Here is a 15,854-nt window from a genome sequence, read left to right as displayed (position 1 = left end):
GCGTCAAGCCAGCAAGCGCCGGAGTAGATCGTACGAAGTGTCGTACGACGCTACTTCTGGCCGACCGCCATGACGGTCGGGACGATCATCGGCTTGCGACGGTACTTGTCGGCGACCCACCGACCGACCACGCGGCGAACTGCTTGCGCGATGCGGTGGGTGTCGGTGACGCCGTCGGACGCCAGTCGCTGCAGTTCCGCTTCGACGAGCTGGGCCGCTTCCTTGAGCGCAGCCGGGTCGTCGGAGAAGCCGCGACCGGACACCTCGGGAGTCGTGATGGCACGGCCGGTCGTCGAATCGACGGCCACGGTGATGGCGATGAATCCACCCTCACCGAGCACGAGGCGGTCGGACAGGGTCGAATCGCCGACGTCCCCGACGGAGAGGCCGTCGACGTAGACGTGACCGACGGGCACCTGACCGACGATGCGGGCCAGACCGTCGACCATATCGACGACGACGCCGTCCTCGGCCAGAACGACACGGTCCTCGGCAACACCGGTCGCTTTCGCGAGTGCAGCGTTGGCGCGCAGGTGTCGCCATTCGCCGTGTACGGGCATCGCGTTGGTGGGGCGCACTGCGTTGTAGAGGTAGAGCAGCTCACCCGCGGATGCGTGGCCCGAGACGTGGACCTTGGCGTTCTGCTGGGTCACGACGGTAGCGCCGCGCTTGGCGAGGCCGTTGACGACCGCGAAGACGGAGTTCTCGTTTCCGGGAATCAGCGACGACGCGAGAACGACGAGATCGTTGGCCTTGACGTTGATCTGACGGTGCTCCCCACGGGCCATGCGCGACAGTGCCGACAATGGCTCGCCCTGCGAACCGGTGGAGATCAACACCAGGCGATCGTCGGGGAGCGTCGCCGCGGTGTCGATGTTCACCTCCAGGCCGTCGGGCACCCGGAGGTAGCCGAGGTCCTGGGCGATCTGCATGTTCCGGACCATCGATCGACCGACGAAGGCGACGCGACGGTTGTATCGCTCGGCGACGTCGATGACCTGCTGGATGCGGTGCACGTGGCTGGCGAACGACGCGACGATGACTCGCTGCTTGGCCTTGCCGATGACGGTGTCGAGCACGCCACCGATCTCACGCTCGGGCGTGACGAATCCGGGCACTTCGGCGTTCGTGGAGTCCACGAGGAACAGGTCGACGCCCTCGTCGCCCAGCCTGGAGAAGCCTGCGAGGTCGGTGAGCCGTCCGTCGAGCGGCAGCTGGTCGAGCTTGATGTCGCCGGTGTGCAGCGCGAGACCAGCGTCGGTGCGGATCGCGATGGCGAGCGCATCGGGAATCGAGTGGTTGACGGCGAAGTACTCGCATTCGAAGGGCCCGTGCTTGGTCTTCTGGCCTTCGATGACCTCGACGAGGTTCGGGCGCAGACGGTGCTCGCGGCACTTGGCTGCGACCAGGGCCAACGTGAACTTGGAGCCGATGACGGGCAGGTCGGGCCGCAACCGGAGCAGGAACGGGACCGCGCCGATGTGGTCTTCGTGGCCGTGGGTGAGCACGACGGCCTCGACGTCGGCCATTCGGTTCTCGATGTGCCGGAAGTCGGGCAGGATCAGGTCGACGCCTGGCTGTTGGTCCTCGGGGAACAAGACGCCGCAGTCGATGATCAGGAGTTTGCCCTGATGCTCGAACACGGTCATGTTGCGACCGATCTCGCCGATTCCGCCGAGGGCGACGATGCGGAGGCCTTTGAACGGGGCCTTCGGTGGCGTCCCGAGGCGGTCGGTCGGATCGACCTCACGGCGGGTGTCCGGGCGCTGTGTGCGCGCGGAATTCTGCACCACTGGTTTTGCCGCGGACTTGGCAGGCTGCGCCGGCCGTTCCGCAGGGGGGCCCGCGCTTCGGGTTGCGCGGCCTCGTGAACGTGCTGGTCTACTCATACAAGGACTCCTGCTGCCCGCAGATCTGCTGCGAGCAATTCGATTTGGTCGATGCTCGGTGGCACCTGGGGAAGTCTGGGATCACCGACGTCGAGTCCGATGAGGCGTAGCCCGGCCTTGGATGCGGTGACGCCGCCGAGGCGCGCTACCGATCGGATGACGGGGATGAGGCTTGCGTTGATGGCGCGGGCGCGGGCGACGTCGCCGACCATGAACGCGGAGTGCAGTTCGCGCAGGCGTGCGGGAACGAGATGTCCGATGACGCTGACGAATCCGGTGGCACCGACGGACAGCCACGGCAGGTTGAGCGGGTCGTCGCCCGAGTAGAACTGCAAGCCGGTGGTCGCGATGAGCTCCGCGCCCGCGTTCAGGTCGCCCTTGGCGTCCTTCACCGCGATGATTCGTGGGTGCTCGGACAGGCGGCGCAACGTGTCTGTCTCGATGGGCACGACGGACCGGGGCGGAATGTCGTACAGCATGACGGGCAGGTCGGTCGCGTCGGCGACCGCGGTGAAATGAGCGTAGAGCCCGGCCTGAGGCGGGCGCGAGTAGTACGGCGTCACGACGAGCAGGCCGTGCGCACCTGCGCGCGCGGCGTCGCGAGCCAGTTGGACGCTGTGCGCCGTGTCGTTGCTTCCGGCACCGGCGATGATCCGTGCACGATGACCCACCGCGGCGATGACGGCCCGCATCAGTTCGAGCTTCTCGTTCTCCGTGGTGGTCGGCGACTCTCCGGTCGTGCCGGCCAGAACCAGGCCGTCGTGGCCTTGCTCCACCAGGTGGTGTGCCAACCGGACTCCGGCGTCGACATCGAGCTTTCCGTCCGCCGTGAACGGCGTCACCATTGCGGTGAGCACCGTGCCGAACGCCGGCAGTACTCGAGGAGCGGCATCACCGTATGTCATGGTCAGAAAGGCTACCCGGTACGCGGAGCCCCACCTGTCGGTGGGACGGGAGTTCACTTCCGTGGCGTGACGTCACACCTCGGTGACGAACGGACTGTGCGCCACTTCCGAGCCGTCGGGCAGCATCGCGATCTCGTAGTCACCGAACACGTCCGGTGCGACGGTGGTCAGTTGCCTCAGGCATTCCACGGCGACACGCCGAATCTCGACGTCGGCGTGCTCGGATGCGCGCATCGCCACGAAGTGCCGCCAGGCTCGATAGTTGCCGGTGACGACGACCTTGGTCTCGGTGGCGTTGGGAAGTACCGAACGTGCGGCCTGCCGAGCCTGCTTGCCACGTAGAGCAGCGCCGGTCACTCCGTCCAACTTCTGCTCGAGTACGCCGAGAAGTTCGACGTATGCTGCCCGGCTCTGTTCCGTTGCCTCCAGGAAAAGCGCTTCCAACTCGGGATCACCGTCGATGGCCGGAGGCACGATCACCTTGGCCTCACGCTCGGGTACGAATCTCTGCGACAGCTGGGAGTAGGAGAAGTGCCTGTGACGGATCAGCTCGTGGGTACACGAGCGCGAGATACCGGTGATGTAGAAGCTCACCGACGCGTGCTCGAGGACGGAGAGGTGGCCGACATCGAGCAGATGCCGGAGGTAGGACGCGTTGGTCGCAGTCCGAGGATTGGGCTTGGACCAGCTCTGGTAGCACGCCCGGCCTGCGAACTCGGCGAGCGCTTGACCCCCGTCGGCGTCCGTTTCCCACGGAATGTCCTCCGGTGGCACGAAATCGGTCTTCGCGACCAATTGCACCTTCAGTGACACCGTCTTCGACACGTCGGTTTTCCTTTGCTCGAGCTGCACCGATACACCCGAACACTATCGATGCGCCATACTGACGCCTTGCATGACGCCATTTCTGACGCCACACTGGCGTCATGGAACTCGACACGTACACCTCGTCCCTCCGAGCCGATCTACTTGCCGCGGCAGCGCTCGGCGACGAACACACCAGGAAGACCGCCGAAGCGCTCGGATCCGCGGCGCAGGCGTCGGCCAGGCTCATGTTGCTGCAGGCACTGTCCGACTTCGCCGACGAGGTCACCGCACAGCTGAACGGTCCGTCGGTGCATGTGCGCATCGCCGGTACGGAGGCCGTAGCCGATGTCACCGCGGCACCCGACTCCGGCACACCGGACGATCGGGCCGCCGCCGAGGACTATCCGACGATGGACGATGTCACCGGCGAGATGCGCCGGGTGACGCTGAGAGTGGTCGAGCAGGTGAAGGAACGCGCAGAAGAGGCCGCATCGATGAACGGCGTGTCGCTCAACTCGTGGCTTTCTCAGGCAGTACAGGGAGCGCTGCGCGATCAGATGCGCAAGGACCGCCCCTTCTGATTCACGGTCGTTCGCGCCACGCTCGTTCGAAGGGCAGCCGCCAGGCGTTGGGTGCGATCAACTGGTGGATTGCATTGGGCCCCCACGACCCCGGTGTGTACTGACGAACCGGGGGCGGATCCGCAAGCAGCGGCGCGGAGACCTCCCACAGTCGTTCGATACCTTCGGCCGTGGTGAACAGCGTGTGATCGCCGTGCATGGCGTCGAGTATCAGCCGCTCGTACGCTTCGAGAACGTCGCCGACGCGTTCGGTCTCGCCGATCGCGAACTGCATGCTCAGCTTGTCCAGACGCATGCCGGGGCCCGGGCGTTTGCCGTAGAACGACAGGGACACTTTCGAGGCGTCGGCCAGGTCGAACGTGAGGTGGTCGGGACCGTGGGCGCCGACGCCGGAACCGGCAGGGAACATACTCTTCGGTGGCTCGCGGAACGCGATCGAGATGATGCGCTGGCCTTCCGCCATGCGTTTGCCCGTCCGTAGGTAGAACGGCACTCCGGCCCAACGCCAGTTGTCGATCTCGCACTGCAGCGCTACGAACGTGTCGGTGTCGGAATCCGGCGACACTCCGGGTTCGGTCAGATACCCCGCGTACTGTCCGCGAACTACCTTGCGGGGATCGAGCAGCTTCATCGACCGGAACACCTTGTTCTTCTCTTCACCGATCGCGCGTGGTTCGAGCGCCGTCGGAGGTTCCATCGCCATGAATGCGAGGACTTGGAACAGGTGCGTGACCACCATGTCCTTGAAGGCGCCCGTCGACTCGTAGAAGTTCGCGCGTCCGTCGAGCGCCAGCTTCTCCGGGATGTCGATCTGGATGTGGTCGATGAAGTTGCGATTCCAGATAGGTTCGAACAAGCCGTTCGCGAATCTGAACGCCAGAATGTTCTGCGCCGGTTCCTTTCCCAGGAAGTGATCGATCCGGAAGATCTGGTCCTCGTCGAAGGTCTCGTGCACGGTGGCGTTCAGTTCGATGGCACTGGCCAGGTCGGTACCGAAGGGTTTCTCCATGATGATGCGAGACCCCTTGACCAATCCTGCTGCGCCGAGCATCTCGACGACGGCCAGCGCGGCCTTCGGTGGCACGGACAGGTAGTGCAGCTTCCGAGTCCCCGGTCCGAGTTCCATCTCGGCGCGGGCAACAGCTTCGGCGAGCGCCGCCGGCCCCGCCTTCTGGGATACGTAACTGAGCTTTCCGGCGAATTGCCGCCACTGCTCGTCCGACACTTTCCGGCTGGAGAACTCGTCGATCGCTTCGAGCGCCATCTGCCGGAACTCGTCGCTGGACATCTCCTCGAGCGAGGTCCCGACGACGCGGATGCGCGGGGCGAGATCGGACAGCGCCAGGTGCATCATTCCGGACAGCAACTTGCGTTTGGACAGATCACCGGTGGCACCGAAGAGCACCACGACCTGCGGAGGGAGTTCGCTCTTGGGCGCGGTGGCCGACGTCGTCACAGTGGAGATAGTGGCACCGATACGCCCGTCTCGCAGGCCGAAGCACTGATCCTCGTCTCAGAGCGCGCGAGAGAGTGCACCCACGAGGTCCCCGCGTTCACCGACCACCACCGACTCGAGTTCGAGCCATTCGGCCATCTCCCGCAAGTGCGGAACGAGGCGATCGGCGATGGGTCCGGGATCGCGGTCCCCTTCGACGAACGCTCCGAGGACCTGCAGTTGCGACGCCGCACGGTCGCCCTTCAGGTCGACTCTGGCCACGAGGTCCCCGTCCATCAGGAACGGGAACACGTAATACCCGTGCACTCGCTTGTGCTGGGGTGTGTAGATCTCGATGCGGTAGTGGAAATCGAAGATCCGCTCGACGCGGGGACGAAAGAAGATCATCGGGTCGAACGGGCACAGAAGCGCCGATCCTGTTGCCGCTCTAGGGGTTTTAACACCGGTGTGAAGGTATGCCGTCGCTCCCCAACCCCGGACCGCGACAGGTTCCAGTGTGCCGTCCTCGACGAGATCGACAATGGCGGCCTTCGTCTGCTTCTGCGACAAGCGATAGTAGTCACGGAGATCGGGCTCCGTTCCGATCCCGAGCGCCGACGCCGACTGTGCGACCAACTGCCGTACCGCATCGGGTTCCGACACCACCTGCGCTGCAACATGTTCGGGTACGACACGCTCGACCAGGTCATATCGCCGGACGAATCCGCTGCGGGTGGCGACCGACACAACACCCGCAGCGAACAGTTGCTCGACGACCACCTTCACGTCACTGCGGTCCCACCACGGGCCTTTTCGACCGGGACGCGGAGAGTCGAGGACTCGCTCGATGTCCCCGGCGCTCGACGGACCCGCATCTCGCAAGACATCCAGGATGTCCTGCGACAGAGACGGATTACGCTCCAGAACGGTGTATGCACCACCCCAACGCCCGTGCGCGTACAGCTCGGTGCGCCAGCGAAACAGTGGCCAGTCCTCGACCGGCACCAGGGCGGCCTCGTGCGCCCAGTACTCGACGAGCCTGCGCGGCGTGCGCGCGGTGTCGGTCCACGCTGCGGCGTCGAGCACCGATCGGTCGTACTTTCCGACCCGACTGAACAGTGGCGCGTAGTGGGCACGAACGAGCACGGACACCGAATCGATCTGCAGTAACCGATTTCGTTCGATGACCTTGTGCACCGCCCTCGACGACGCGCCCCGCTCCGTCACACGATGGGGGGACGCCAGACCTTGAGCCGCCAGGGCCGTACGCTTCGCCATCGCGGCACTCATCTCGCGCATGGCCCCACCCTGCCACGAAGGTCCGACAGATCGGTCAGCTCTGCCAGCCGTGTGTCCGGGCGAGGTCCTCCATCGTCGACACGAGCTGCGACAGGCCTGGTTCCTCGATCGGAAAGTGCCCGCACCCTTCGAGGTACACCAGAGTCGTGTCGGCGGCGATGCGCTCGAGAAATCGAACGCTGATCTCCGGCGGAGTCCACCGATCCTCGGCGGGATGGACCAGTGTCACCCGGGGACCGCGGTACGTCTGCGGCGGAGTGTGCTCGAACGAGAAGAAGCTGCTCAGAAAGCCGAGGGGTACCGACACTCCCCCACCCAACGGATCGGATGCGCACAGCGCCGACAACTCCGGATCGGCGCTCATGTTGTCGATGTCGATCAACCATCGGATCGGTAGCCTCGTACGGCGGGACAGCCGAGCGCCGAGCTTCAGCAGCGCCGGTGACGGTCCGCCGAGGAAACCGAACCGCGCTGCCGCCGAACGCGCCTGTGGGTCGGACGGATCGAGCAGACACGTCGCGACAACATCGGCGACCTCGCCGGTACGCGCGGCGACCTCGTAGGCCAGCATTCCGCCCATGCTGGCGCCGAACAGCACCAGCGGCCTCGGATCTCGTCGTCGTTCCGCCAGGACGAGATCGCACATCATGTCGATCCAGTCCTCGTACGTGATGCTTCCCGGATCCGGGACTGCGGTGCGGCCGTACAACGGCAAGTCGGGAAACAACACTTCCGCGCCCCGGGTTGCCGCCAGCGCCGCGAACGGCCACAACGCACCGGAATGTCCGCCCGCGCCGTGGACGGCGAGTACCTTCAGCGGCGCGTGCGCGTCGCCGGCACGGACGATGTGAACATCGGCGTCGCGCCACTGCCATCTCGTCGAGACCGGCTGTTCGTTCGGCCGATACTTCTCGGGCAGGAACCTCGCATATCGGTCACCGGTCACGCGTGCCAGACTAGGCGAAAGACCAAGTCAGTTCATCAGAGTCGCGGCCAGCGTTGCGCCGAGTTCGTAACACTTCTCTCGTGCAGTTCTGTCCACCGAGGTGAGCTGGAGCGATTGGGTGACCCCGTCCAGACTCCATCCGGTCGCGATCTTCTCGACGGCGGAAGTGGCACCGACTGTGTCGTTGTTGCCGTGGACCCACAACCCGTAGGGCCGACCGGCAACTGCGCCCAGGCACGGGTAGTAGGTGGTGTCGAAGAAGTGTTTGAGCGCCCCCGACATGTATCCCAGATTCGCCGGTGTTCCGAACAGGAATCCGTCGGCTGCGAGAACATCCGGCACTGTTGCTGCCAACGCGGGGACGACCCGGGTGGTGACATTCTCGATGGCGGGGTCGGCTGCACCGGCGAGGACGGCCTCGAGCAGCTCCCGCGTCGGCGGCGACGGCGTGTGGTGCACGACGAGGAGAGTTGCCATCAGTTCGGGGTCGCCGTCATGACGAGGATTCCTGGCGCTCGAGCGCGACGGCTCGCTTCATGGTCTCGCGTGCCCGACCTCGGTCCCCCGCGTAGTCGTACGCCCTCGCCAGTCGGTAGGAATTACGCCAGTTGTCCGGGTCCTTTTCCCATTCGGCCTTGATCGTCTGGAACAGCTCGTCCGCTGCCTCCCGGGAGATCCTGCCCGAGGGCATGCGCGGCAGGTCCGTCACGTCCAGTTCGAGACCCTCGTCGTCGACACGTTGCGCCAGGTGCTGATGGTCGAATCCCGCTTTGAGGGTGGCCCCGACGATCCAGACGCCGATGATCGGGAGGATGAGCACTCCGATGCCGAGCCCGATGTTGACCGGTCCGCCCGTCTGGACGAGGGAGATTCCGCGGGTTCCGAGAAGGTAGAAGTAGAACCCGAGGATCAGCACCATCACACCGATGGTCAGCAGGACTTTCGTCGCTTTGTTCATGGTCTTACAGATCGAGGAAGGAATCGAGTCCGACGGTCAGCCCCGGCCGTCCGGCGATCTCGCGGACCCCCAGCAGGACGCCTGGTGCGAACGACGTGCGATCGAGCGAATCGTGACGGATCGTCAGTGTCTCCCCGAGCGTGCCGAGCAGAACTTCCTGATGCGCGACCAGACCTGCCAGCCTGATCGAGTGAACGCGAACTCCGTCCACCTCGGCGCCGCGGGCACCGTCGAACTCCACCGTCGTGGCATCGGGGCTCTTCGGGATGCCTGCCTTCGCGCGTGCTTTCGCGATGAGTTCGGCAGTGCGGTAGGCGGTCCCCGAGGGGGCGTCGGCTTTGTTCGGGTGATGCAGCTCGATGACCTCGACCGAATCGAAGAAGCGTGCAGCCTGCTCCGCGAAGCGCATGGTGAGGACTGCACCGATGGCGAAGTTGGGCGCGATCAGCACACCGGTCCGAGGCGAGGACCCCAGCCACTCCGTCACCGACGCGAGCCGTTCCTCGTCGAACCCGGTGGTTCCGACGACGGCGTGAATTCCGTTCTCCACGAGAAACTGCAGATTGGGCATGACGACGTCGGGATGAGTGAAGTCGACGACAACCTGGGTGGACGAGTCGACGAACAGCGAGAGCGGGTCACCGGCGTCGACGGTTGCGACCAGTTCGAGGTCCGCCGCAGCCTCGACGGCGGCACAGATCGCCTGGCCCACCTTGCCGCGGGCACCCAGTACGCCGACCCGGATAGGTGCTTCTGAACTCACGTCTGCTCCACTCTCTTCTCATCGACACAATTCGTCGAGTGAAGCCTACTGACGACCCGCGAACGCAGAGCACTCAGCTGCCGAAGAGATTCTTGGCTTTGAGGATCAGCTCGTAGAGCCCGTAGACGAACGGCACGGTCACCCACAGCCAGGCCACGATCATGACGGTGCGCTGACGTGTCGGGTTCATGCGTCGACCTCCGGTTCGTGGTACTTCGAATTCACGGGCTTGATCAGTTCGTTCGCGACGAATCCGATGGCGAGCAGGGCGATCATCACGTAGAACGCCGGTAGGTAGCGGCCGACCTGACCGTCCTCTCCGGCGTCGGCGATGGCGTTGACGATCAGCGGACCGAGGACACCGGCGACCGACCATGCCGTCAGCAATCGACCGTGGATCGCGCCGACCTGGTAGGTGCCGAACATGTCCTTCAGATACGCGGGCATCGTCGCGAATCCCGCGCCGTAGAAGGACAGAATGAGCAGCGCCGAGACGAGAAACAGAACCTTGTTGGAGTTGGTGAACAGTGCGATGTAGAGATACAGCAGCGCACCGACGCCGAGATAGAGGCGGTAGATGTTCTTGCGGCCGACCAGGTCGGACACGGACGACCACACGAACCGTCCGATCATGTTGGTCAGCGACAGGAAGGCCACGAAACCGGCTGCAGCAGCCGCAAGTGACTCCGGGGAGGTGGCGTCGGGAAAGAAGTCCTGGTAAATCCCCGACGCGCGTTCCAGAATGCCGATTCCAGCGGTCACGTTGAAACACAGCACGATCCACAGCAGCCAGAACTGAGGCGTTTTGACCGCGTTGGCCGCCGACACGTTGTGTGTCGCGACCAACGGAGACGACGCCGAGGGGTTCCAGCCTGCGGGTTTCCAGTCGTCGGCCGGCACACGAATCAAAACGACGCCCAGCGCCATGAACACGGCGTAGCCGACGGCCAGTACCAGGAACGTCTGTGCGATCGACGCATCGGTGAAACCACCGAAGCCCGAAAGCAACTGGGTGGTCAACGGTGATGCGATCAGAGCGCCGCCGCCGAAGCCCATGATCGCGATACCCGTCGCCATCCCTGGCCGGTCCGGGAACCATTTGATCAGCGTCGAGACCGGTGAGATGTACCCGATGCCGAGTCCGATGCCGCCGACGAACCCATACCCGAAGATCACGAGCCAGAACTGGTCGAGGCTCATTCCCAAGGCGGACAGCAACAGTCCACTCACGAAGAAGATCAGGGACACGGTCATCGCCCACCGAGGCCCGTTCTTCTCCACCCTCGTTCCGAAAACGGCTGCGGACAGACCGAGCATGACGATGGCGAGCTGAAACGGTATGGCCGTGACCGTTCCGCTGAGATCCATGGCGGTGGGCGCGGAGATGGCGTTCTTGAAGACGCTCCACGCGTATGCGGATCCGATCGCCAGATGGATCGACAGTGCTGCGGGTGGGATGAGCCATCGGCTCCATTCCGGGGTGGCAACGATACGTGATCGTTCGAGTATCGCGAGAGTCATCGAGATCCCTTGTTCGGTGGCAACTAGTACAACTTTCCACTGACTTGGGTGAGTCAAACATCAGACCCGGGGGGCCGATCACACCGGGTCCGACCGACGGCGCTAGCGTCCAGCTGGTGAGTGACGAAACCGGTGCCGTTCTCCGAGCGGATCACGTCGACCTGGTCAGAAATGGTCGTTTCCTGCTGCGCGATGCGTCCGTCAGCATCGCCGAGGGTGAGCACTGGGTACTGCTCGGCGCGAACGGCGCAGGTAAAAGCACGTTGTTGAGCCTTCTCGGGGCGTTCGTTCATCCCACGAACGGCACCGTGCACGTCCTCGGGCATCGACTGGGTCGGGTGGACATGCGCGAACTTCGCACGCACATAGGTCACGTCGACCCGCGTCTGAACATCGAACCGTCGCTGACGCTGGTAGAGGCAGTGCTCACCGGGCTGACGAACACTCCGGATCTGATTCCCCGATGGTCGCCGTCGGACGACGAGAGGTCCCGCGCACAGCGCCTGATCGAATCCCTCGGCGTCGAGAACCGATCCTCGTCACCGTGGTACACACTGTCTCAAGGCGAGCGAGGACGCGCACTCATTGCACGCGCACTACTGTCCGACCCCGCACTGTTGCTGCTCGACGAGCCCGCCACCGGACTCGACCTCGCTGCACGCGAACAGCTTCTGACCGCGGTCGACAGCTTGCGACGCCAACATCCCTCGCTCGCAAGCATTCTGGTGACTCACCACCTGGAGGAGATCCCGACGTCGACGACGCACGCCGTTCTCATCCGGGACGGTCGAATCACGGCGAGCGGGGCCGTCGACGAGGTGATCACCACGGCCAACATCAGCGCATCCTTCGATCACCCCATCGAGATCGACCGTCGAGGCGGCCGGTGGGTGGCAACCGCAGTTCAGAACGTGATCACCTGACGGATGGCTTTGCCGTCGGCCAACTCGTCCATTCCGCGGTTGATGTCGGCCAAGCCGATCCGCGAGCTGATGAGTTTCTCCACCGGAAGCCGTCCCTCGCGCCACATCTGGGCGTAGAGCGGGATGTCCCGCGACGGCACCGCCGAGCCCAGGTAGCTGCCGATGATCGTGCGTGCCTCGGCGACGAGACCCAGTGGTGAAATCGACGACCGGGCGTCGGGCGCGGGTAGTCCGACGGTGACCGTCGTACCGCCAGGTGCCGTCGCCGCTACCGCGGCCTCGAACGCACGCGCGTTGCCGGCCGCCTCGATCACGATGTCCGCCTTGACGCCGCGTTCTTCTCGCTCTGCGGGCGAGAACGTCTGTGTTGCACCGAGTTCACGGGCGACATCCAATTTGTCCGGCACACCGTCGACGCCGATCACCTCGCCTGCCCCCACCGACACAGCGGTGAGGATCGAAGCCATTCCGACGCCGCCGAGGCCGATCACCATCACCGATTGTCCCTCCCGCGGCCGGCCGGCGTTGAGCACTGCTCCTCCACCGGTGAGTACCGCGCACCCGAGCACAGCCGCGACATCGGCCGGGATGTCGTCGTCGACGGCGACGACAGATTTACGACTGACGACGGCGTGGGTAGCGAAACCGGAGACGCCGAGGTGGTGTTTCACCTCCGAACCGGCTCGGTCCAACCTGGCTCCACCGCCCAACAGGGTGCCGGCATTGTTGGCGGCACTGCCCGGAATGCAGGGCATCTGGCCGTCCGTCAGACATCCTGCGCATTCTCCGCACCGCGGCAGGAACGTCATGACCACTCGGGTGCCGACCGGCAGATCGTCGACACCGTCCCCGACCGATTCGACGCGGCCCGCGGCCTCGTGGCCGAGTAGCATCGGTACCGGTCGGACTCGGTTGCCGTCGACGACGGACAGGTCCGAGTGGCACAGCCCGGCTGCTTCGATCCGCACGAGCACTTCCCCCGGACCCGGTGGAGCCAGATCGAGCTCGGAGATGGAGATGGGCCTCGACTCGGCGAATGGCCGTGGTCGTCCGATTTCCTCGAGAACTGCGCCGCGGATCTTCATCCCCTCACTCTAGGTGAGCGAAAATGCGCACCCTGCCCTACACAAGTACTCACAGCGGAAGGCGGGGCCGCAGCAGATGCGCGACCAATCCGGTCCAGCCGGTTTGGTGGGACGCTCCCAGCCCTTCCCCGGTGTCGCCGTCGAAGTACTCGTTGAACGTCGGATGCACACTCCACAGAGGGTTGTCACTGGACTCGATGCGATCCCCGTCGGCGGGTCGTTTCCCGTCGACGGGCCGGAACAGATCAGCCAGACCGTTGTCGATGAGATCCGCGGCGTCGGTCAGGGTGCAGTGGTTCCCCGACCCGGTGGGAATCTCGATGGTGAACGAGTCGCCGTAGTGCCGTCCGTACGCCCGCAACTTGTCTGCCAGCAGGACGTTGACCGGGAACCAGATGGGCCCGCGCCAGTTCGAGTTCCCGCCGAACATCCCGGTGCGGGACTCCCCCGGCTCGTATTCGATCGACAGGCTCCGGCCGTCGATCTCGTACGTGACACCGTCGCGGTAGGACGCAGACAGTGAACGTATGCCGAACTGCGACAGGAATTCCTCGGAATCGAACATCCTGGCCAGCACACGCTTGAGACGCTCCGGTTCGACGAGAGAGAGCAGCACCCGTACTTCGTTTCCGTCCTTGCGTGCGAGCAGGGGACTGATCATCTCCGGCCTGCGTCGCTGCACCCACCGGAGCCGCGCCGTCAGGTCCGGGCATTCGTCCTCCACCCACGACGGAATCTCCGTCGCCCCCAGGATCGGTAGCAGGCCCACCATCGACCTCACGCGCAGCGGAACGGCGTCACCCTCGGGTGGAACGAGCACGTCGTAGAAGAATCCGTCTTCCTCGTGCCACAGCGAAATATGCTGCGATCCGAACGATTTCACGGCTTTGGCGATCGACAGGAAATGCGCGAAGAACTTGGTCGCCACGTCGTCCCAGGCACTGTCGTGCCGCGCGAGCTCCAACGCGATCTTGAACATCTGCTGGCAGTAGAACGCCATCCAACTGGTGGCATCGGATTGCTCGAGCCGGAACCCCGGCGGAAGGGGTGCGGATCTGTTGAACAACCCGATGTTGTCCATCCCGAGAAACCCGCCCTCGAAGATGTTCGATCCCTCGGAGTCCTTGCGGTTGACCCACCAGGCGAAGTTCAGCAGCAACTTGGTGAACACGCGAACCAGGAACTCACGGTCCCGGTAGCCGTCGATCCGATAGACGTGCCACGCTGCCCATGCATGTACCGGCGGGTTGACGTCGCCGAATTCCCATTCGTAGGCGGGCAGTTGGCCGTTGGGGTGCATGGACCACTCGCGGCACATGAGCACGAGTTGTTCCTTCGCGAAATCCGGGTCGACGTGCGCGAGCGGAATCGTGTGGAAGGCAAGATCCCACGCGGCGAACCACGGATACTCCCACTCGTCGGGCATCGAGATGACGTCGGCGAGAGCAAGGTGACGCCAATGGGTGTTGCGACCGCCGGGACCCTGACGCGATTCCGGCGCGGGCTCGCCCACCCGGTCGCCTTCGAGCCATTGTTCGACGTCGTATCGGTAGAGCTGCTTGGTCCACAGCAGGCCCGCGTAGGCGCGCCGCGCGACATGCCGATCCTGCTCGTCGAGTTCGGGTCCGATGACACTGGAGTAGAACTCGTCCGCTTCGGCACGTCGGTCCGCCACGACGGCGTCGAATCCGCGTCCGAATGTCTGCTCGTCGGGAATTCTCGTCGAGAGTCGGAGCTTGACCTCCACCATCGAACCTGGTGCGATATCGTCGAACGAGAACCAGAACGCCGACTTCGTGCCGAACTTCTCGGGGTTGACTGCCTCCACATCACCACCGACGACGCGTCGGCCGATTCCGTCCTTGCTGAACGCGGAGCGGTTCTCCTGACCCCACAGTTCGGCCGCGTTGGTTTCGTTGTCGCAGAACAGGACTTCGGGGTGGCCCTCGGCGCTCAGATAGTACTTGCCGAGGAATCCGTGCTCGGCCTCGACGGCACTCACACCACCGACCTGCAGTTCCGGCGCTTCGACGGCCCTGAGCATTCCGGCCCTGTCGTCACGGCCCCATGCCCAGGTATTGCGTAACCACAGATGAGGAAGCAAGTCGACCGACGCCGCCTCGGGTCCGTGATTGGTGATGGAGATGACGATGCACATGTCGTCCGGCGATGCCTTGGCGTACGTCACCTGCACGTCGAAAAAGCGGTTGTCGTCCAGGATTCCGGTATCGGACAGTTCGTATTCGCGTTCGTCTCGTCCGCGCGCTGCATTGGCCTCACGCAACTTTCGGTACGGGTATTCGGCGTGCGGGTAACGGTAGAGCCACTGCATCCAACTGTGGGTCGGGGTGCCGTCGACGACCCACCAGTACTCTTTGGCGTCCTCGCCGTGGTTCCCCTCGCCGTTGGTCAGCCCGAACAGCCGCTCCTTGAGAATCGGGTCCTTGCGGTTCCACAACGCGAAGGCGAAGTTGAGAAAGCCGAAGCGGTCGCTGATTCCGCCCAATCCGTCCTCTCCCCAGCGGTACGCACGGGCGTGCGACTGGTCGAAGGGGAACGACTGCCACGCATCACCGTCGGCCGAGTAATCCTCACGCACTGTCCCCCACTGTCGTCCCGCCAGGTAGGGACCCCACTGGCGCCACGGGCCCGACACACCGGGCGATTCGGCAAGGCGTGAATGTTCGGCGGTCGAAGGTGTGTCAGCGTCGTCGGTCACGCGCCCAGTCTGCTATCTCGGAG

At 64.5% G+C, this 15,854-nt stretch carries 14 protein-coding genes; 2 read left to right on the top strand and 12 right to left on the bottom strand.

What is annotated here, in order from left to right; translation table 11 throughout:
• Positions 1–50 precede the first annotated feature (50 nt).
• The 3 genes from ACFULT_RS14535 to thyX all read right to left on the bottom strand — a co-directional run bounded on the left by ACFULT_RS14535 (position 51) and on the right by thyX (position 3,619).
• Positions 51–1,889 carry a ribonuclease J gene (locus ACFULT_RS14535; protein ID WP_230595701.1) on the bottom strand — a complete coding sequence of 613 codons (1,839 nt, stop codon included), beginning with the start codon at positions 1,887–1,889 and terminating at the stop codon, positions 51–53.
• A complete protein-coding gene (gene dapA / locus ACFULT_RS14530; protein WP_037113334.1) occupies positions 1,886–2,794 on the bottom strand; it encodes a 4-hydroxy-tetrahydrodipicolinate synthase in 909 nt (302 codons plus the stop codon). Before dapA ends, ACFULT_RS14535 begins: the two co-directional genes overlap by 4 nt.
• A 72-nt stretch (positions 2,795–2,866) precedes the next feature.
• Positions 2,867–3,619: an FAD-dependent thymidylate synthase gene (gene thyX / locus ACFULT_RS14525; protein WP_170945350.1), complete on the bottom strand. Its 753-nt coding sequence runs from the start codon at positions 3,617–3,619 to the stop codon at positions 2,867–2,869.
• Positions 3,620–3,720: 101 nt separating this feature from the next.
• Here thyX and ACFULT_RS14520 point away from each other — a divergent pair, with 101 nt between their 5' ends.
• Positions 3,721–4,182, top strand: coding sequence for a toxin-antitoxin system HicB family antitoxin (locus ACFULT_RS14520; protein WP_037142457.1), 462 nt, complete (start codon positions 3,721–3,723; stop codon positions 4,180–4,182).
• A 1-nt stretch (position 4,183) separates the two neighbouring features.
• On the opposite strand, the gene zwf is transcribed toward ACFULT_RS14520, so the two are convergent.
• From zwf to ACFULT_RS14485, 7 genes are all read right to left on the bottom strand, one after another.
• Positions 4,184–5,638: a glucose-6-phosphate dehydrogenase gene (zwf, locus tag ACFULT_RS14515; protein WP_019664132.1), complete on the bottom strand. Its 1,455-nt coding sequence runs from the start codon at positions 5,636–5,638 to the stop codon at positions 4,184–4,186.
• 57 nt (positions 5,639–5,695) lie between these two features.
• Positions 5,696–6,916: a winged helix-turn-helix domain-containing protein gene (locus ACFULT_RS14510; protein WP_378481775.1), complete on the bottom strand. Its 1,221-nt coding sequence runs from the start codon at positions 6,914–6,916 to the stop codon at positions 5,696–5,698.
• 34 nt (positions 6,917–6,950) lie between these two features.
• Positions 6,951–7,862 carry an alpha/beta hydrolase gene (locus ACFULT_RS14505; RefSeq protein ID WP_378481774.1) on the bottom strand — a complete coding sequence of 304 codons (912 nt, stop codon included), beginning with the start codon at positions 7,860–7,862 and terminating at the stop codon, positions 6,951–6,953.
• 27 nt (positions 7,863–7,889) lie between these two features.
• Complete coding sequence (locus ACFULT_RS14500; RefSeq protein WP_037112838.1) at positions 7,890–8,339, bottom strand: flavodoxin family protein; 450 nt, start codon at positions 8,337–8,339, stop codon at positions 7,890–7,892.
• Positions 8,340–8,355: 16 nt separating this feature from the next.
• Positions 8,356–8,820: a hypothetical protein gene (locus ACFULT_RS14495; RefSeq protein WP_378481773.1), complete on the bottom strand. Its 465-nt coding sequence runs from the start codon at positions 8,818–8,820 to the stop codon at positions 8,356–8,358.
• 4 nt (positions 8,821–8,824) lie between these two features.
• Positions 8,825–9,583, bottom strand: coding sequence for a 4-hydroxy-tetrahydrodipicolinate reductase (dapB, locus tag ACFULT_RS14490; protein WP_378481772.1), 759 nt, complete (start codon positions 9,581–9,583; stop codon positions 8,825–8,827).
• A 186-nt stretch (positions 9,584–9,769) separates the two neighbouring features.
• Positions 9,770–11,104, bottom strand: coding sequence for an OFA family MFS transporter (locus ACFULT_RS14485; protein ID WP_019664139.1), 1,335 nt, complete (start codon positions 11,102–11,104; stop codon positions 9,770–9,772).
• A gap of 116 nt (positions 11,105–11,220) precedes the next feature.
• Here ACFULT_RS14485 and ACFULT_RS14480 point away from each other — a divergent pair, with 116 nt between their 5' ends.
• Positions 11,221–12,027 carry an ABC transporter ATP-binding protein gene (locus ACFULT_RS14480; protein ID WP_378481771.1) on the top strand — a complete coding sequence of 269 codons (807 nt, stop codon included), beginning with the start codon at positions 11,221–11,223 and terminating at the stop codon, positions 12,025–12,027.
• Here ACFULT_RS14480 and ACFULT_RS14475 read toward each other — a convergent pair.
• Together ACFULT_RS14475 and ACFULT_RS14470 are read right to left on the bottom strand one after the other, a co-directional pair.
• Positions 12,009–13,112 carry an alcohol dehydrogenase catalytic domain-containing protein gene (locus ACFULT_RS14475; protein ID WP_378481770.1) on the bottom strand — a complete coding sequence of 368 codons (1,104 nt, stop codon included), beginning with the start codon at positions 13,110–13,112 and terminating at the stop codon, positions 12,009–12,011. The two genes, ACFULT_RS14480 and ACFULT_RS14475, sit on opposite strands and share 19 nt — an antisense overlap.
• 49 nt (positions 13,113–13,161) lie before the next feature.
• Positions 13,162–15,831 (bottom strand): glucosidase, encoded by a 2,670-nt coding sequence (locus tag ACFULT_RS14470; protein WP_378481769.1) that lies wholly within the window; start codon positions 15,829–15,831, stop codon positions 13,162–13,164.
• Positions 15,832–15,854: the final 23 nt, after the last annotated feature.

The organism is Rhodococcus sp. NPDC057297 (assembly GCF_042667435.1).
Taxonomy (GTDB): Bacteria; Actinomycetota; Actinomycetes; order Mycobacteriales; family Mycobacteriaceae; genus Rhodococcoides.
This window is presented reverse-complemented; position numbering and strand designations above follow the sequence as displayed.